Origin of the sequence: Thiorhodovibrio winogradskyi (assembly GCF_036208045.1) — a bacterium.
Classification (GTDB): Bacteria; Pseudomonadota; Gammaproteobacteria; order Chromatiales; family Chromatiaceae; genus Thiorhodovibrio; species Thiorhodovibrio winogradskyi.
This window is the reverse complement of record NZ_CP121472.1, coordinates 21,516-38,559: the sequence shown is the minus strand read 5'-3', so window position 1 is coordinate 38,559 and position 17,044 is coordinate 21,516. Positions and strand designations below refer to the sequence as shown.

The following is a 17,044-nucleotide window of genomic DNA, read 5'->3' as shown; positions in this document are numbered from 1 at the left end:
CTGATGACAGCAAGCCGCAAGCATTCCTGCCGGCTGGTCGTGGTGACCGAGACCTACCCACCAGAAATTAACGGTGTGGCCAACACCATGTATCAGCTCGTCACCGGGCTCGAGCGGCTGGGCCACCAGATCCTCCTGGTACGCCCGCGCCAGTCGGGGGAACCCCTTGGATTGTCGCGGCCTCAATCCCACCCGCGCGCCGGCACAGCGGAGTATTTGGTGCCCGGCCTGCCCATCCCAGGGTACCAGGGCCTGCGCTTTGGCCTGCCGGTAGGCGGACGACTGCTGTCGCACTGGCAGCAGTGGAACCCACAGGCAGTCTATATCGCCACCCAGGGTCCGCTTGGGCGGGCGGCGCTAAACAGCGCCCGCAGGCTTGGTCTTCCGGCGCTCACTGGTTTTCATACCCAGTTTCATCAATACAGCCGCTACTATGGGCTTGGACTGCTAATGCGGCCCATTGTCAAGTCGCTGCGTCGCTTCCATAATCGAGCCGACGCGACCATGGTGCCAACCGCGGCACTGAAAGCGGAACTCGCACGAGCAGGGTTCAAGAATCTGCGGGTATTCAGCCGCGGGGTGGATACCGAACTCTTCTCCCCCGAGCGCCGCTGCCACGCGCTGCGCCAAGCCTGGGGCTGCGGCGAGCGGAGCATCGCGGTGCTCTATGTTGGGCGCCTAGCGGCGGAGAAGAATATCGACCTGGCTTTCGCGGCCTTCGCGGCCATTGCCGCGACCAATCGCGACTGCAAATTCATTCTGGTGGGCGATGGTCCCGAGCGCGAACGTCTCACCCGCAAGCATCCGGATTATGTTTTTACCGGCGCCCGCGTGGGTCCGGCATTGGCCACGCACTATGCCTCGGCGGATTTGTTTCTGTTCCCGAGCTTGACCGAAACCTTTGGCAACGTGGTGCCGGAGGCCATGGCCAGCGGATTGCCGGTGATCGCTTTCAACTATGCCGCGGCCGGACAGCATCTTCGCTCAGGCCAAAATGGCATTGCCGTGACCCAAGGTGACCGGGATGCTTTTATTGAACAAGCCGTTGATCTGGCCCGAAACCCGCCGCGACTGCGTGAACTTGGGCAAGCCGCCCGACGCAGCGCCGCCGCCATGGACTGGGGCCATGTGATCAGTGATCTGGAGCAGGACATTCTTGCTTTGGTGGAGCAGAAAGCGACCGCGGAGAAAACCGATGCGCGCCTTGTGGCAACGTCTGACTAAGTTCGACGCCTTCTGGTGCCAGAACTGGCACCGGCGCTCCAGCCAGTATTGGTTGATGCAACGCGGTTTTGCCATCATCAGCCGGCTTGGCGACGGGATCTTCTGGTACGCCCTGATCGCCTTCTTCGTGCTGTTCGACGGCCTTGATGGAACACGCGCGGGCCTGCACATGCTGGCGACCAGCGTGGTTGGCCTAGCGCTGTACAAGTCACTCAAACACGGAACCAAGCGCGAGCGCCCATGCAATGCCGGCATTGGCATCCATGCCGTGGTTGCCCCCCTGGATCGCTACAGCTTTCCCTCGGGCCATACCCTGCATGCGGTAGCCTTCTCGACCGTGGCACTTTTCCACTACCCTCATCTGGCCTGGCTGCTGGTCCCATTCACCCTGCTCATTGCCGCCTCGCGCGTCGTCCTTGGCCTGCATTATCCAAGCGATGTCATCGTCGCCTCCGGCCTCGGGCTCGGCCTTGGCTATGGGAGCCTGAAGCTCTTCACCTGAGGCGCTCGTCCAAGGGGCTCCAATCGATCTGCAAACGCGCATCGGCGCGCCCGGCAAAGACACGCAGATCCTCGAAGATCATTTCCCAACAGCGCGGGCCGATGAGCCCGGTGTCGCCCTCGAGGCGCAGTCGCATCAGAATGCCTTCGCGCTGGCGCGAGATGTCCAGGGCGATTTCCACCGGATTGGGCTCCTCATCAGCCCCTTGCGGCCGCGCCTGGCGACCATGACTTGGACGGACATGGAGCGCCAATCTGATTTCGATCAGATTGGTCGCGAGTTCTAACATCCGGGGTTCGACCCGACTCAGCACGCAGCCCGGGGTGCGGCAGCGTTCGCGCAAGGCGAACGAGAGTTCGCGTTCAACAAAAACACCGATGGCCTGCTCGATAGTGCGCAGGCGTCGTTCGCAGGCACGCACTCGTCGCGGATAAAGCGCCTGATCACGCAATTGCTTTTCAATTGCCTGACGCACCCGGTCATAGGCTTTCGGCAGCGCGCCGCTGTGAAAGCCACGATACAAAATCCCGCGCATGGTCTCGCCGTGACTGCCAATCACCGCTGGCTCAAGCGTCTGTTCGATATGCGGCGCGTCGGCCCCGCGCAGGGCGACACCATGATTGGCCTGATAGAGTTTCCAATTTTCCTTGAGCTCCCAAACCACGAAACCAAAAAGCCCCGGCAGCAGCACAATGGTCAGGGTGACCAGTGGAATGGCGATGACACCAGGCAGGACCGAGCCTGTCAGCTCGAGCATGAAGCCGGTGGTGGCGGGGAGAAAAGGCAGCATCAGCTTGTGCCCGATCGTGACAATGGGAAAGTGCTTAACCGGGTTGACCTGAGGCTCCACCAGCACCGTGATATAAAACTGCAGCAGTGACTCGGCCAAGGTCCACAGGGGAGCGGCCAGGGCCTTGATCAGGAAGCCGCCGATGGGTTCGTGCAGATGGTGCATCAGCCCCTCTTCCACCCGGTGCAGGGCCTGGGCGATGCGTCGCGTGGCTTCCTTGAAGGAATACTGCAGTTGCTGGATCAGCCCCAGCACCAAGGTCTGGTTGATGCGCCTTTGCATCTGGACCAGGTAGGTCACCAAATTGTCGATGAAACGGCGCCCAGCCGGGGTGTTGCGCGCCAGGGTACCGAGCGCGAAGGCCAGCCCAAGCAGCCAGAAGCCAGGCTCGATGGGAATTTCCTCCACCAGCACGGCCAGCGCGATGATGGGCGTGAGCGGCAGAATGCCAAACAACATGGGCTGGATCAGATTGCGCGCCATGCCGCGGAATAGACCGGTGCCAAGCATCTCGGCCAGCGGCGGCCATTGCAGGAGCCGCCGGGGCGCCTGAATCAGCAGCAGATCAAACAAGGTACGGCTGCCGTGCCAGATGGCCAGAAGCACATGGCGGCCGATGTCGGTGTAGAGCACCAGATTGGTCAGAGTGCCGCCGGCGGTGACCGTGAGCGCGGTGGCGAAATGCAGGCCAGGTTCGACGTCCGGCAGCAGATGTAGCAGCAGGTCGACACTCTTGAGCGCCAGGTAGGTGGCGCCGAAGGGCACCACCAGATGACGCAGAAGGGTGCGCCCCGAGCGGGTGCCGAACAGGGGCGCGGAGAGTTGCTGCAACCCTTTGATGTACAACTCACCCGGACGATAAACCCCGGGCAGGGCGCGCGCGGCGGTACGATCAAAGCGGCGCAGGCGATCACCGCGGAAGAATTCCTCGAAACTTGGGTCTGGCAGGCGAAGCACGTTGCGCGCCACGATGTCGCGTACATCGGTAAACTTCAGGTGCCGGCGCCGTTTGATCACATCCAGCAATTCGCCGCGCATTTTGTGCTCGGCCACGCGCTCGCGGTGGTTGCGCGGCACAAAGTCCGCCTCGCGCAGCGCCTGGGTCAGCCGTGGCGTCAGTTGGGCTTCGAGTCGCTGACTAAAGGACTCGTGCATCTGCTCGAGCAGACTTCCAAAGCGCTCGAGTTCATGCAGCGGCCAGTCGAGGTCATCCAGGCGCGCGCGCGCGATTTGTAACGACCGCAAACAATGCAAGTGTGCCTGAAAGGGCAATATCTCGCGCAGGCGGATACGCCCGAAGCTGACCAGCCAACCCCAAAGGCGCAGACGATAGTAGTCGTCACGTGTTTCACACAGGACTTTCTCCAGCTGGCTTAACAAGGCGCGCGCGACTGGCGAGGCGCTGGCGCCACGGTCCTCGGCCGCCAGGCGCTCCACCAGAGCGTCAAGCTGCCTGGCTGCCGCTGGACGCAGGCCCACTCTTGCCGCTAGTTCCGCGGCCAGGCTTTGTTCGCAGTCGGCCTCGAGCACGGCCAATCGCTGACACAGATTCCCAGCGGACCCACCGCAAAACTGCATCAGGCGAAGCAGCAGCCGCCGGGCATCGGCCAGATGCACCAGCGCGGTGGCGAAGCGTCCGCGCATCTCGCTGCGATTGGCCGCCGCCACGGCATGGCGGAACAACCTCAGTCCGGCGCCGAGCCAGGCACCCGAGGGCGAACGGCGCGGGCGATTCTGTAGCCGCTCGAAACTGGGAGCGAACAGCAGTCGCCCGAACAGGCGGCTTAGGCGCGCGCTCAGACTGTCCCACAGGCGCGCCATGACATCCCGTTTGGGTTTCAGCCGCGAGGCCTCGTGCAGCGCATCGAGACAACGTACCTCGAACAGCGCATCGAAAGACTCAATCAATTCGGGTTCGGAGAGGCGCGCCGCAGCGGTCGGTGGCGCATGCGCGGCCAGCGCACGCACCGCCCGCTGGGCTGGCCGGTAATCCGGGTCGCGAGCGCCGCGCGTCAGGCCACCGGGCAGCAGCGGCAGCGGCTCGGGGGACAACTCGCCGGGACCGGGCCGGGTTTTTTGCAACAGCGGGGGCAGGGGGTCCGCTCCTGCCAGGGCGGGCAGCGGTGGCGGCAACTCAAGGCCGCTGGCCAGCAACCAGGCGTCGATGCGCGCCCAGTCATGCACGGCGGGAAAATAAAACCCACGCGCGCCGGGGGCGAAATAGCGCAGCCGCGCCACCCGGGCGACAAAGCTGCGACAGAGCAGGGCCTCGTCCCAGATGGGCAAGGTCAAGCCGTCGCGTTCGAGAACATCGCGCAACTCAGCAAAGCCATGTTCACCCACCAGGTCGCGCAGCGCCCGGGCTCCAAAATCCTCATCGTCACCCGCTTGGTCGCGCGCCATCTGCCAAGCCCGGGCGACTTCGGCCTCGAAGGCGCGCGCCCAATAGTCGTGACGCAGCCGGCTGAACGCCGCGCCATCGGCACCCTGGGCGCGCGGCGATGGCAGCAGCACCACATAGGGCGGCAGCTTCAGCCCCTCGATCACCGACAGGGCCTCGGGATTCTCGGTCTCGAGCCCGAACAGAAAATCCTCGCGCCGCATCAGGTAGTAGGGCAGCTCGGGAATCGACACCCCATGCTGAGCGGCGCCAAGCTGCTCCTCAATCAACCGCTCGATGGCGCGCGCATGGAACAGAAAGACCCCGTCCGCCGGGTTCAGCACTTCCTGGCGAAAGTTCTTGGCGCTGGCGATTGTTTGCGCCATGCCATTGGAAGGCTTGTCGGTCATCGGCTTCTCTTGGCCCACCTATGCTCCATATTGCTCGCCAACAGGATGTTGCTCTTCGGGTCGCATGGGCTGCTGATGGATTGGCTATTCCATTTCCTATTCATGGTGTCCTATTCATGGCCGTGCCATAGTTGTTTTGCACGCCCGGAACCCTTGGCTGACTTGCCAGAAAGGCGCCGAACGGGGCATGCTTCCCGCTCGGTCTACCTGGCCGTGCCAATCCGCCGCGCGACCAAGCCGCACAAGCACCATCCATTTCTCCATGCAAAATGCCATCTCATTGTCCGTCGCCGCGACCTTTTTCCTCTACTTGCTAGTGATGCTTGGCATCGGGCTTTGGGCCTGGCGCCGGACCCATGACTCGGCCGATTACTTTCTTGGCGGGCGCCGTCTCGGGCCTTGGCCGGCGGCACTCTCGGCCGGGGCCTCGGACATGAGCGGCTGGCTACTGCTCGGCCTACCAGGCTTTGCCTTCACCTCCGGCCTGCAATCCCTGTGGCTGGCTGGCGGGCTGCTGCTCGGTACCTATCTTAACTGGCGCATTGTCGCGCAACCCTTGCGGCAGTTCACCGCCGAGGCCAATGATGCCCTGACCATCCCTGAGTACCTGGCCAATCGCTTTGGCGACCCAAATCATGCCTTGCAGGCCATCGCCGCGCTCTTTATTTTGCTGTTTTTTCTGTTTTATACCAGCTCCGGCCTGGTCGCTGGCGGCAAACTGTTCGAGACGCTGTTCGGGCTGGACGCGCGCCTCGCCACCACCATCGGCGCCCTGGTCATTATGTCCTATACCCTCACCGGTGGCTTCCTGGCGGTGTCCTGGACCGACCTGGTGCAGGGTCTGCTCATGCTCGCCGCCCTGCTGCTGGTGCCCGTCATCGCCATGCAGGCCGATGGCGGCTTTTTCGCCATGCAAGCCAGTCTGAACGCTGATCATCCCAGGCTGATGTCGCTCTGGAGCAACGATGAAGGCGAGCCGCTTGGTCTCATCGCCATTGTGTCGCTCGCGGCCTGGGGGCTGGGGTATTTTGGCCAACCGCACATACTGGCGCGTTTTGCCGGCATTCGCGATCAGCAGGCAGTGCCAGCGGCGCGGCGCATCGCTGTGATCTGGACCGCGCTTAGCCTGGCCGGTGCCGTGTTGGTCGGGCTGGCAGGCCTGGTCTGGGTGGACGGCCATCTGGGCGGCGAGCTGGCCGATGCCGAGACCATCTTCATGGTGCTGGTCGAGGCACTCTTCCATCCGCTTATCGCCGGTGTGCTACTGGCGGCTATTCTGGCGGCCATCATGAGCACGGCGGACTCGCAGTTGCTGGTGTCCTCCTCGGCCCTGACCGAAGACCTTTATCGCCAGCTGTTTCGCCGCCAAGCCAGTTCGAAGGAGATTGTCCTGATTGGACGCCTTGCCGTGGTGCTGCTCGCCGTGATCGCGCTGTTGCTGGCGCTGGAACCCGACAACACAGTGCTTGGCCTGGTCGCCTACGCCTGGGCCGGCTTCGGCGCCGCCTTCGGCCCGGTGCTGGTGCTCTCGCTCTACTGGCGCGGCATGACGCGCATCGGCGCCCTGGCCGGGATTATCGCGGGCGGGTTCACCGTGGTGGTCTGGAAAGCCCTCGGGGGCGGTTTGTTTGAACTCTATGAGATCGTCCCCGGTATCCTCGCCGCGACCCTGGCGATTGTGATCGGTAGTCGCTTGAGCGCACCGACCCCGCCCGCGATTCTTGCGCGCTTCGCCCGCTTTCGCGGCGCCGGCGATGCGCCCGAGATGGCCAATCGTTGACGCAATAGGCCATCGCCATGCATCACTCCACCCCAAGTCCCAACGACAACCATTGGCAGGACTGGCTCGCCTGGGCGGCCGAGGCCGGCATCCAGTTACCGCAGGACGCCGAGTTCCGCCGCGCGCGCGAGCGGGTCTGGGCCGGCAGCGAGTATGTCGCCCTAAGCGCCGCGCGCCATCCGCGCATCTTTGCCGGCCTGCTCGCCAGCGGCGATCTCAAGCGCGCCGATGGCGCCGCGACCATGACCGCCGCATTGCGCCAGGCGCTGGCTGACGTGAACGACGAAGCCGCCTTGACCAGCGCGCTGCGTCACTTCCGTCGCGCCCAGATGCTGCGCATCATCTGGCGTGACCTGGCCGACTGGGCCAGCCTGGAGGAAACCCTGGCGGACTTGAGCGCCTTGGGCGATGTCTGTGTGCGCGAGTCCCTGGCTCTGCTTGAGCCCTGGCTGCATGCCGAGCTAGGCGAACCCATGGGCGAGGATGGCAGCCCGCAGCGCCTGGTCGTGCTGGCCATGGGCAAGCTCGGCGCCGAGGAGCTGAATCTGTCCTCGGATATCGACCTGATCTTTGCCTATCCAAGCCGTGGCCAGGTGCAAGGCGGCCCGCGCGCGCTGACCAACGAGCAATTTTTCACCCGCCTGTGCCAGCGCCTGGTCAAGCTGCTGGAAATGCAGACGCCCGAGGGCTATGTGTTTCGGGTGGATACCCGCCTGCGCCCCTTCGGCGATGCCGGCCCGCTGGCCATGCACTTCGACGCGCTCGAGACCTATTACGAGGCCCACGCGCGCGAGTGGGAACGCTACGCCATGATCAAGGCGCGTCCAATCGCCGGGCCGCCCCAGGCCGGGGCCGGGCTGATGGACATGCTCAGGCCCTTTGTCTATCGGCGCTACCTGGATTTTGGCGCCATCGACTCCCTGCGCCATCTCAAGAGCCTGATTGATCAGGAGGTGCGGCGCAAGGGCATGGCGGACAACATCAAGCTCGGCCCCGGCGGTATTCGCGAGATCGAATTCATCGGCCAGTCCTTCCAGCTGATTCGCGGCGGACGCGAACCCGAGTTGCAGGTGCGCCCCATTTTGCAGGTACTGCGATACCTGCGCGAAAAGGGCCTGCTCGCACCCGAGGTCGTGGCGGATCTGAGCGAGGCTTATCACTTTCTGCGCCTGACCGAGAATCGCCTGCAAGCCTGGGCCGACCGCCAAACCCACAGCCTGCCAACGCGCGAAGCCGAGCGCGAGCGTCTCGCCCGCTCACTCGACTTTGCCGACTGGCCAAGCTTTCTCGCGCGGCTCGGTCATCATCGCAGCCTGGTGCAACAGCACTTCGACCAGGTGTTTGCCGATCCCGCCAGCGCGGCGCCCGCCGACGAGGCCGGGCTGAGCCGGCTATGGACTGATCCGCCCGAGGAGGCCATGGCCATCGGTCAGCTGCGCCAGGCCGGTTTTCACGACCCCGAGAGCGCCTGGGAGCGCCTGGAGCAATTTCGTCAGAGCGCGCAACGCAAGGGTCTCGGGCAAACCGCGCTACAGCGCCTGAAATCCCTGATGCCATGCCTGCTCGAGCAGATCGCCCGTTGCGAGGCCAGCGCCACCGATGCCGAGGTCTCGCCTGATCTGACCCTCAAGCGGGTACTCCATGTGCTCGATGCCATTCTTGGGCGTACCGCCTATCTGTCGCTGCTGGTCGAGCGGCCCGATGCGCTCGATATGCTGGTACGTCTGTGCGCCATGAGCCCCTGGTTCAGCGAACGCACCGCGCGCGCGCCCCTGCTGCTTGATGAACTGCTCGACGCCCGCCGGCTGTTCGCGCCTCTGCATCGCGCCGACCTCGACGCCGAATTGGACTCCCTGCTCGGTCCACTCGCAAGCGACGACCTCGAACAACCCATGGAGCGCCTGCGTCAGTTCGCCCAGGGCAATCAACTGCGAGTGGCCGCCGCCGACATCACCGGCGCCATCCCGCTGATGGTGGTCAGCGACTACCTGAGCGAGATCGCCGAGGCCGCGGTCGCGCGCAGCCTAAATCTAGCCTGGGATGGCCTCAGCCCCCGCCATGGCGTCCCGGCCGGGCGCGACCGGCAGCACAATGGCTTTCTGGTGCTGGGCTACGGCAAGCTCGGCGGCATTGAGCTGGGCTACCACTCCGACCTTGACCTGGTGTTCCTGTACGACGGCGAGGGCGCCATGGATGCCACCGAGGGCGAGCGCCCGGTCACCGCCGCGCAATTCTACATTCGCCTGGGCCAGCGTCTCATTCATATCATGACCACGCCCACTTACTCCGGCGTGCTCTATGAGATCGACATGCGCCTGCGCCCCGATGGCCAGAAAGGCATGATCGCGCGCTCGCTCGACTCCTTTGCCGCTTACCAGCGCGAAGAGGCCTGGACCTGGGAGCATCAAGCCCTGGTGCGCGCTCGTCCTGTGGCCGGCGACCCCAAGTTGGGGCAAGGCTTCGCCGAAGTCCGCCGCGCCATCCTGCAATTGGAACGCGACCCCGAGAAACTGCGCGCCGAGGTGCGCGAGATGCGCGCGAAAATGCGCGCCAACCTCGACAAGAGCAACGCGCGGCAATTCGATCTCAAGCAGGGTCGCGGCGGTATTGCCGACATCGAGTTTATGGTTCAATACGCCGTGCTGCGCTGGGCGGCGCAATACCCCGAGCTGACCGACTGGACCGATAATATCCGCCTGCTCGAAAGCCTCAAACGGCTCGATCTGCTACCCGGAGATAGCGCCGAGGTGCTGACGGCGGCCTACAAGTCCCTGCGCGCGGCCTATCATCGCAATGCCCTAAGAGACGCACCTGGGCGCGTGGCCAACGACCAACTTCTCACCGAGCGCGAGCGTGTCGAGCAACTCTGGCACAGCCTAATGGACGATGCCCAGTCGGATATCGACTCCTAGGTCCAGCTCGAAAACCAAACCAAAAATTGGCCCGGAAATAGGCCCGGATGCGGGCACGAATTATAACCTGGAGACATCGAAACATGAGCATGGCCGACCGCGACGGCGTGATTTGGTACAACGGCGAACTCGTCCCCTGGCGCGACGCCCAAACCCATGTGCTGACCCATACCCTGCACTACGGCATGGGCGTCTTCGAGGGCGTGCGCGCCTATGAGACCGACCGCGGCGCGGCCATATTCCGCCTGCCGGAGCACACCGAGCGGCTGTTTAATTCCGCGCACATCCTGGGCATGAAGATCCCCTACGACCGCGACACCCTCAATCAGGCCCAACGCCTCGCGGTGCGCGAGAACAAGCTCGCCTCCGCTTACATCCGCCCCATGGCCTTTTACGGCTCCGAGGGCATGGGTCTGCGCGCCGACAACCTGCAAGTGCATGTCATTGTCGCCGCCTGGCACTGGGGCTCCTACCTCGGCGAGGACAATATGAACCGCGGCATTCGCGTGCGGGTGTCCTCCTTCACCCGCCATCATGTCAATGTCACCATGTGCCGCGCCAAGGCCAACGGCAACTACATGAACTCCATGATGGCCCTGCAGGAGGCCCTGCGCGACGGCTACGACGAGGCTATTTTGCTCGACGCCCAGGGCTATGTGATGGAAGGCAGCGGCGAAAATATCTTCCTGGTGCGCGACGGACAGCTCCATACCCCGGACCTAACCTCGGCGCTCGACGGCATCACCCGCAAGACAGTGATCGCCCTCGCCGAGGACATGGGCTTGAAGGTCCATGAAAAACGCATCACCCGCGATGAGGTCTACATCGCCGACGAGGCCTTCTTCACCGGCACCGCCGCCGAGGTCACACCCATCCGCGAAGTCGACGGGCGCGTGATTGGCAACGGTGGTCGCGGGCCCATTACCGAGAAGCTGCAAAGCCACTACTTCGACGTGGTCCATGGCCGCGACCCAGGCCACCGCCAATGGCTTGATCTGGTGTAAACCCCTCTCCTCACTCGGCACCTAACAGGAAGATTCGTCATGGAACATTCCGCACTTCCATTCAGCACCGACAAACCGGCCCCCCCAGTCAGTCCAGCCGCGGCGCCAGGGCCCATTAAAATCCAGGCGTCCAAACTCCCCCTGAGCTGCCCCAGACCCGGCGAGGAGCTCTGGAATATGCACCCGCGCGTCTATCTCCCGATCGACAAGGCACCCGACCGCCGCACTGTCTGCCCTTACTGCGGCGCAGTCTATGTGCTTGAAGGAGAGATCGGGAAGATCCACTGACGGACGTTCACGCTTGACCAGATCCCGCGGTCAGGCCCTCTTCGCGTTCAGACCGCTGATTTGATCAGGCAGTTGGAGGCCGAGTTTCAGGACTCCCGGCTCGAGCCCGACTGGCCCTAACACCTCTTTTCCAGCCGTGGGCCACTACGCACTTTCTACCGCCATCTGTCCGACACCTGCTCAAGCATAACACGGAGCGCTATCAATGCGGGCACAATGAAAAAACTGAATCTAACTCGCACATGTGGAATATTCGGACTCTTCTAACGACGGAAATCGCTGCCCCGATAAACCCGTACAGCATTCCCTCGTTCCAACTGGGTATGCTGCCGCCAGCGCCGATCTTCCGCCGCTCGAAGCCGATCCTCGGTCTGTTCGAACAGCAGCGCAGAGAGCCTGGCCAGCGCTAGGCGACGGTTCAGGTGCTGGGAGCGTTCCTCTTGGGCCAGGGTGCTCATCCCGGTCGGCAGATGGGTGACACGTACCGCGCTTTCGGTGCGGTTGACATGCTGCCCTCCTGGACCGGAGGCGCGCTGGGTTTCAATGCGCACTTCGTGCTCGCTCCAAGTAGAGACCACCGGTTCCGTGAAGGCAGCAACGCTGACGAACCAGTTCTTGCGCTTGTGGTGGGGCCGATATGGACTGGCGCCGATCCATTGGATGGTGCCGAGCCAGTCGGCGACCTGGGTCTGTACCTCCGGACCACTGACCCGCAGCAACACGGAGCGCGCATCTCCGGGGTGATGGCCGGGGGTGCGGTCGATCTCCTCCACCGCCAGCCCGCGCGCTTGCAACTCGGCGGTCAGGCGCGGGGCAAGTTGACCGACCACCCATTCGCATTCCGCCGGGCAGCGGCCGGCGGAGACTTGTAGCCACAGGGTTGGGGTACTCATCGGCGGTTCCGCTTAGGCTTAGTTGTGCGAGGCGACTTCTGTGCCCGCTGGCGCTCCCGATTGCTTTCGAGGCGACGAACCTTGTAGGTCAGTACCGGTCACACGGTGGCTATGATGCGGCACAGGCCGGCATCGACCAGATCAGCGATGACGCGGCCGACGGCTTTGTATGCTTCGGGGCTTCGTCATAGAGCAGTTCCTTGTCCTCGCAGATGATCTGGCCACCGAGGGCCGTCTGGCGCAAGTCCTCGGGGTGCTGTCGGGCAGCGCGGCGGTCTGCTTCACTTGGCGTACGGCATCGCCTTCAATCCAGGTGTCCGTTGAGGCGATAATATGTATTAGTGTCTTGTCCAAGTTCGTGGCTATCTCGATACTCTTGCCAATCTTGGTCACTGGCGCGCGGATTTGTGTTTGAGCAGCGGCATATTCGGCAGTTCCAGGCGCGGCCCAAGCGTTGGGCGCGCACTGTCGATGACCAGGTCAATTTTCTCCAGCACCAGCTAGCCGATCAATGGCTCGCTCATTAGATAATAGGCAGTGATAATAGGGGACAGACCCTGAGGTATCCCCACAAACTTTTGCCTCGCCAGGCCGCTACGCCAGCAGTCTTTGTTAATGTCACCAGCAGGCGCGCCAGAAAAACCCGCGAATAATCCCGTCGTTTGCGGCAGCCAGGACGCATTTTCTCATGCAAACCGGCGTGTTCCGCCACCGTGCCGATAAGCCAGAGCAAGAAGAGATCGCCGCCGGCCGCTTTTCGACAAGATGGGAGAGATGGGTTTTTGCTTCATGGATGTTGACAGTGTGCATGGGCTTGCCATCAAACTAAACTTTTTGCACTTCGTCTAGGTCGACGGTCCCGCCCCGCCAAGCAGTTCCAGGCCATGGCGATAGATGAAGTCGTCGACCATGAGGCAAGCACCGCGGTTGGGCACCACAACAAACCATTACTGCTGTCTCATGCCTGCTACGCTTCCGACATCGGCATCTTTTTCTGGGATTACCTCGGCGACCGTATCGGAGGACATCACACTATCGGAGGACATCACACCATCCCGCCATTGCCTGATATCATTTGTGAGCGTGCCGCTGTGGCGGGCGCTGTGCCATGAGAAATTGAGAAGTTACCCGCCCGATGCCCAAGGCCGCCGCCAAGCCCAAAGCCCGCGCGCTGGTTGTCGATGACGAACCCGATATTCTCGACCTGGTGCGCATCACCCTTGCCCGCATGGGGCTGGAGGCCCAGTGCGTCGGCACCCTGAAGGCTGCCCGCCAGGCGCTCGCCGGTGATCGCTTTGACATCTGCCTGACCGACATGCGCTTGCCCGATGGCGATGGCACCGCTCTGGTGCGCCATGCCAGCACGCGCTATCCCGAGATGCCAGTGGCCATGATGACGGCCTATGGCAACATGGAATCCGCCGTCGCGGCGATGAAAGCCGGTGCCTTTGACTTTGTCTCCAAGCCGCTCGACCTGCGGGTATTGCGTGAGCTGACCACTGCTGCCCTGCGCGCGCGCGGGCGTGGTGGCGAGCCCGCGGATGAGAGCATGGGTCCACAAGCCAAACTCATTGGCGAATCGCCGCAAATTCTTGAACTGCGCACCCTGATCGCCAAACTTGCGCGCAATCAGGCACCGGTGTTCATTAGTGGCGAGAGTGGCACCGGCAAGGAGCTGGCGGCCAGCCTGATTCATCAGCTCGGCCCGCGCGCCGATCAGCCCTTTGTGCCAGTCAACTGTGGCGCCATCCCGGCCGATCTGGTCGAGAGCGAGCTCTTTGGCCATCGCAAGGGCAGCTTCACCGGCGCGAGCAGCGACAAACCGGGGCTGTTCCAGGCGGCCCAGGGAGGCACCCTGTTTCTTGATGAAATCGCCGACCTGCCGCTGCCGATGCAGGTCAAGCTGCTGCGCGCCATCCAGGAGAAAAGCGTGCGCCCAGTCGGCGCCGCCAAGGAGGTGCCGGTGAATGTGCGCATTATTAGCGCCAGTCATCTCAACCTGGTCGATGCCGTTGCCCGGGGTTCTTTTCGTCAGGATCTGTTTTACCGTATCAACGTCATCGATCTGCATCTGCCGCCACTGCGCGAGCGGGTTGGCGACATCCCCGTTCTGGTTGCCTATCTGCTGCCACGCATCGCCGCCGAGTCAGGCAGCCCGGCCGCGAGTCTTGACCAAGACGCCATGGCGGCACTGCGCGATTACGCCTTTCCTGGCAATGTGCGCGAGTTGGAGAATATTCTAGAGCGCGCCAGCGCCCTGTGCGAGTCGCCGGAGCTGAGTCTCGCCGATCTGCGCCTGCCTGAACCACGGCAGATGGGCGCCCCCATAGCGAGCCGAGCCACTAGCGCCGCCCCGCTGGCCAGCCCGCCGCCAGCGACCGAGTCTACGCTGGCCGACCGCCTTGATGCCATCGAACAACAGCTATTGGCCGAGGCACTGCACGCGTGTGGTCAGGATTCGCAGAGCGCGGCCGAGCGACTGGGACTCTCTCCGCGCGCCTTTCATCTGCATATGGAAATGACCTCAAATGTCCAACCCCCAAAGCGGCCATGAGGCCCTCGACATCACCACCATTGATAATGCCATCTCTGCTGCTGGCGATCAGGGTGACGGCAAACCAAGCGACCCTTTCGTCGCCTGGTTCCGCCAGTGTACGCCATATGTGCACGCCCATCGCGACCGCACCTTTGTCATTTGCTTCGGTGGTGAGGCCATCACCGACCCTGGGTTTCCCAATCTGGTGCATGATTTCGCCCTGCTGCACGGTCTTGGCATTCGCCTGGTGCTGGTGCATGGCGCACGCCCACAAATCGAGCAGCGCCTGGCCCGTCAGAGCGCCGAGATGCGTTATGTCAAAGGCCTGCGTGTGACTGACAAACCGGCGCTGGCCTGCGTCAAAGAGGCGGCCGGGGTCGCGCGGGTCGAGATCGAGGCGCTGCTCTCGCTTGGTCTGGCCAATTCGCCCATGGCCGGGGTGCGCATCCCGGTCGCGTCTGGCAACTTTGTCACCGCACGCCCGCTTGGCGTTCTTGATGGGGTCGATTATCAGCACACAGGCGCGGTACGGCGCATCGACCGCGCTGCCCTGCGCCAGCGCCTGGAGGCCAAGGCGGTCGCGCTGATTCCACCCTTGGGCTATTCGCCAACCGGCGAGGTCTTTAACCTGAGCGCGGCCGATGTTGCCTGTTCCACCGCCGTGGCCTTGGGCGCGGATAAGCTGATTTTTCTTCTCGAGCCCGGTGGATTCAACCCGGTGCTTGGGCCCCAACTCTTGCTAAGTGACGTGGACCAGCTACTGGTTGGCGAGACGGCGCTAACGGAAGAAACCGCCGCCGTGTTGCGCGCGAGCACGGAAGCCTGCCGACGCGGTATTCGCCGAGTCCATCTGATTAATCGCGCCCGGGACGGCGCGCTACTGCGTGAACTCTTCACCCGCGACGGCAGCGGTACTCTGATCTCCAGCGAACCTTTCGAGGAACTCCGACCGGCGCGTTTGGATGATGTGGCGGGCATTCTGGAATTTCTAGCGCCACTTGAACAAAAAGGCCTATTGATCAGTCGCTCGCGCGAACGGCTGGAAAGCGACATTGGGCAGTTTCAAGTCACCGAGCGCGACGGCACCATATTATCCTGTGCCGCGCTGTTTCCCCATGCGGATGCCGGTTTGGCCGAGCTTGCCTGCGTGGCCGTGCATCCGGAGTATCGCGGCACCGGTCGCGGCGATCGGATGCTCGCGCACATGGAACAGCTTGCCCGCCGCATGGGTCTCAGAGGCTTGTTCGTGCTCACCACCCAAACCGCGCACTGGTTTCGTGAACGTGGCTTCGAGCCCGCTGGGCTGGAAGTGCTGCCCGAGGCGAAGCGCGCGAGCTACAGACCCGAGCGCAATTCGCAGGTTTATCTCAAGTGGCTTGCGGATGAGAGCACAATTCCCTGAAGCAGAAACATGCGCCAGTCACTGTCAAGCTGCCCGCGCCTGTTGAATGCGCTCGTAAGCTTGGCGAATCTGTTGGGTTTTCTCCGTGGCGAGTTTCAGCATTTCTTCCGGCAGTCCGCGTGCGACAAGCTTGTCGGGATGGTGCTGGCTGCGCAGGCGACGGTAGGCGCGCTTGATCACAGCATCTGAGTCATTGGGTTTGACACCCAGCAGCGCATAGGCCTGGGCGAGCGTGAGAACCCCGGAATCTGGCTGCTGACCCGCTCGGCGGGATTTCTTTTTACCGCGCGCGCCGGCTTTTTCCGAGGTGTTCTCTCGTTCGACGCGAATCATTTGCTCGAGCTGATCGAATTCCGACTCCGGGATGCGCAGCGCTCGGCGCACCTGGTTCAACAACTGGCGCTGCGCTGGGGAAGGCACTCCATCGGCATAGGCGGCCTGTAGTTGAAGGCGCAGGAACATCTCCAGCAAGCCGGCGTTACCGCGACAATCGCGCCAGAAGGTGGTGAGCGCTTCGGCCAGCACAAAGTCTGGCGCCTTGCCGCGCTTGAACTCAGCAATGGCCTGACGCCGTTTCTCGGCGGAGAAGCGCAGGCGAGCCATCGCCGCCTCTGCCATGGCGATTTCAGCCTCGGACACTCGACCGTCCGCCTTGGCGATATGGCCCATGGTGCTGAAGGTCACGGCACGAAAGGCCGCTTGCACGCGCTCGCGCTCCTGTCGTGAGAGTGAGCCATCGCGCCTGAACGCACGCAGACCATGGTCGAAACCATGCCCCAAAATCGCCCCAAGTACGGCACCGGGCGCTTCCGCTAGCAACAGCCCGGCGATGCCGCCGATTACTTTACCTATCCAGCCCATGGACTTGCATCCTGATGATTCCCTGCCGCCCCGAACCCAGAGTGGGCAATTTCGCGCCGAGT

Annotated in this window: 12 protein-coding genes; 9 read left to right on the top strand and 3 right to left on the bottom strand. The window is 63.2% G+C overall.

From position 1 onward, the window contains the following. Positions 1-3 precede the first annotated feature (3 nt). Together Thiowin_RS00155 and Thiowin_RS00150 are read left to right on the top strand one after the other, a co-directional pair. The gene (locus Thiowin_RS00155; RefSeq protein WP_328985737.1) at positions 4-1,224 is read left to right on the top strand and encodes a glycosyltransferase family 4 protein; all 1,221 of its coding nucleotides are present in this window, start codon (positions 4-6) and stop codon (positions 1,222-1,224) included. Beyond that, the gene (locus tag Thiowin_RS00150; RefSeq protein WP_328985736.1) at positions 1,196-1,726 is read left to right on the top strand and encodes a phosphatase PAP2 family protein; all 531 of its coding nucleotides are present in this window, start codon (positions 1,196-1,198) and stop codon (positions 1,724-1,726) included. Before Thiowin_RS00155 ends, Thiowin_RS00150 begins: the two co-directional genes overlap by 29 nt. Here Thiowin_RS00150 and Thiowin_RS00145 read toward each other — a convergent pair. Continuing rightward, positions 1,719-5,306, bottom strand: coding sequence for a sulfite exporter TauE/SafE family protein (locus tag Thiowin_RS00145; RefSeq protein WP_328985735.1), 3,588 nt, complete (start codon positions 5,304-5,306; stop codon positions 1,719-1,721). The two genes, Thiowin_RS00150 and Thiowin_RS00145, sit on opposite strands and share 8 nt — an antisense overlap. Before the next feature lie 262 nt (positions 5,307-5,568). On the opposite strand from Thiowin_RS00145, the gene putP reads away from it, so the two are divergent. The 4 genes from putP (at position 5,569) to Thiowin_RS00125 (ending at position 11,290) form a co-directional block, all read left to right on the top strand. Further along, positions 5,569-7,086 carry a sodium/proline symporter PutP gene (gene putP, locus Thiowin_RS00140; protein ID WP_328985734.1) on the top strand — a complete coding sequence of 506 codons (1,518 nt, stop codon included), beginning with the start codon at positions 5,569-5,571 and terminating at the stop codon, positions 7,084-7,086. A 17-nt stretch (positions 7,087-7,103) separates the two neighbouring features. Next, positions 7,104-9,998: a bifunctional [glutamate--ammonia ligase]-adenylyl-L-tyrosine phosphorylase/[glutamate--ammonia-ligase] adenylyltransferase gene (gene glnE, locus Thiowin_RS00135; protein WP_328985733.1), complete on the top strand. Its 2,895-nt coding sequence runs from the start codon at positions 7,104-7,106 to the stop codon at positions 9,996-9,998. 83 nt (positions 9,999-10,081) lie between these two features. After that, complete coding sequence (locus Thiowin_RS00130; RefSeq protein WP_328985732.1) at positions 10,082-11,002, top strand: branched-chain amino acid transaminase; 921 nt, start codon at positions 10,082-10,084, stop codon at positions 11,000-11,002. A gap of 39 nt (positions 11,003-11,041) precedes the next feature. Beyond that, entirely contained in the window at positions 11,042-11,290 is a 249-nt protein-coding gene (locus Thiowin_RS00125) for a zinc-finger domain-containing protein (protein WP_328985731.1), read from the top strand. 263 nt (positions 11,291-11,553) lie between these two features. Here the strand turns inward: Thiowin_RS00125 and prfH are convergent, their stop codons facing one another. Continuing rightward, positions 11,554-12,183 (bottom strand): peptide chain release factor H, encoded by a 630-nt coding sequence (gene prfH / locus Thiowin_RS00120; protein ID WP_328985730.1) that lies wholly within the window; start codon positions 12,181-12,183, stop codon positions 11,554-11,556. Positions 12,184-13,067: 884 nt separating this feature from the next. On the opposite strand from prfH, the gene Thiowin_RS00115 reads away from it, so the two are divergent. The 3 genes from Thiowin_RS00115 to argA are packed head-to-tail and all read left to right on the top strand — an operon-like array spanning position 13,068 to position 16,121. Then, positions 13,068-13,295, top strand: a complete 228-nt coding sequence (locus tag Thiowin_RS00115) for a hypothetical protein (RefSeq protein ID WP_328985729.1) — start codon at positions 13,068-13,070, stop codon at positions 13,293-13,295. A 23-nt stretch (positions 13,296-13,318) separates the two neighbouring features. Next, on the top strand, positions 13,319-14,737 hold the full coding sequence (locus tag Thiowin_RS00110; protein ID WP_328985728.1) for a sigma-54-dependent transcriptional regulator: 1,419 nt from the start codon (positions 13,319-13,321) through the stop codon (positions 14,735-14,737). After that, the gene (argA, locus tag Thiowin_RS00105; RefSeq protein WP_328985727.1) at positions 14,712-16,121 is read left to right on the top strand and encodes an amino-acid N-acetyltransferase; all 1,410 of its coding nucleotides are present in this window, start codon (positions 14,712-14,714) and stop codon (positions 16,119-16,121) included. The genes Thiowin_RS00110 and argA overlap by 26 nt, the downstream gene beginning before the upstream one ends. A gap of 24 nt (positions 16,122-16,145) precedes the next feature. On the opposite strand, the gene djlA is transcribed toward argA, so the two are convergent. After that, positions 16,146-16,982 (bottom strand): co-chaperone DjlA, encoded by an 837-nt coding sequence (gene djlA, locus Thiowin_RS00100; protein WP_328985726.1) that lies wholly within the window; start codon positions 16,980-16,982, stop codon positions 16,146-16,148. Positions 16,983-17,044: the final 62 nt, after the last annotated feature.

Excerpts from the sequence above, each read along its gene's own strand:
- putP (WP_328985734.1), top strand. The coding sequence starts at position 5,569 with ATGCAAAATGCCATCTCATTGTCCGTCGCCGCGACCTTTTTCCTCTAC.
- Thiowin_RS00150 (WP_328985736.1), top strand. The coding sequence starts at position 1,196 with ATGCGCGCCTTGTGGCAACGTCTGACTAAGTTCGACGCCTTCTGGTGC.
- glnE (WP_328985733.1), top strand. The coding sequence starts at position 7,104 with ATGCATCACTCCACCCCAAGTCCCAACGACAACCATTGGCAGGACTGG.
- Thiowin_RS00155 (WP_328985737.1), top strand. The coding sequence starts at position 4 with ATGACAGCAAGCCGCAAGCATTCCTGCCGGCTGGTCGTGGTGACCGAG.
- Thiowin_RS00130 (WP_328985732.1), top strand. The coding sequence starts at position 10,082 with ATGAGCATGGCCGACCGCGACGGCGTGATTTGGTACAACGGCGAACTC.
- Thiowin_RS00115 (WP_328985729.1), top strand. The coding sequence starts at position 13,068 with ATGGCGATAGATGAAGTCGTCGACCATGAGGCAAGCACCGCGGTTGGG.
- Thiowin_RS00125 (WP_328985731.1), top strand. The coding sequence starts at position 11,042 with ATGGAACATTCCGCACTTCCATTCAGCACCGACAAACCGGCCCCCCCA.
- Thiowin_RS00110 (WP_328985728.1), top strand. The coding sequence starts at position 13,319 with ATGCCCAAGGCCGCCGCCAAGCCCAAAGCCCGCGCGCTGGTTGTCGAT.
- argA (WP_328985727.1), top strand. The coding sequence starts at position 14,712 with ATGTCCAACCCCCAAAGCGGCCATGAGGCCCTCGACATCACCACCATT.
- djlA (WP_328985726.1), bottom strand. The coding sequence starts at position 16,982 with ATGGGCTGGATAGGTAAAGTAATCGGCGGCATCGCCGGGCTGTTGCTA.
- Thiowin_RS00145 (WP_328985735.1), bottom strand. The coding sequence starts at position 5,306 with ATGACCGACAAGCCTTCCAATGGCATGGCGCAAACAATCGCCAGCGCC.
- prfH (WP_328985730.1), bottom strand. The coding sequence starts at position 12,183 with ATGAGTACCCCAACCCTGTGGCTACAAGTCTCCGCCGGCCGCTGCCCG.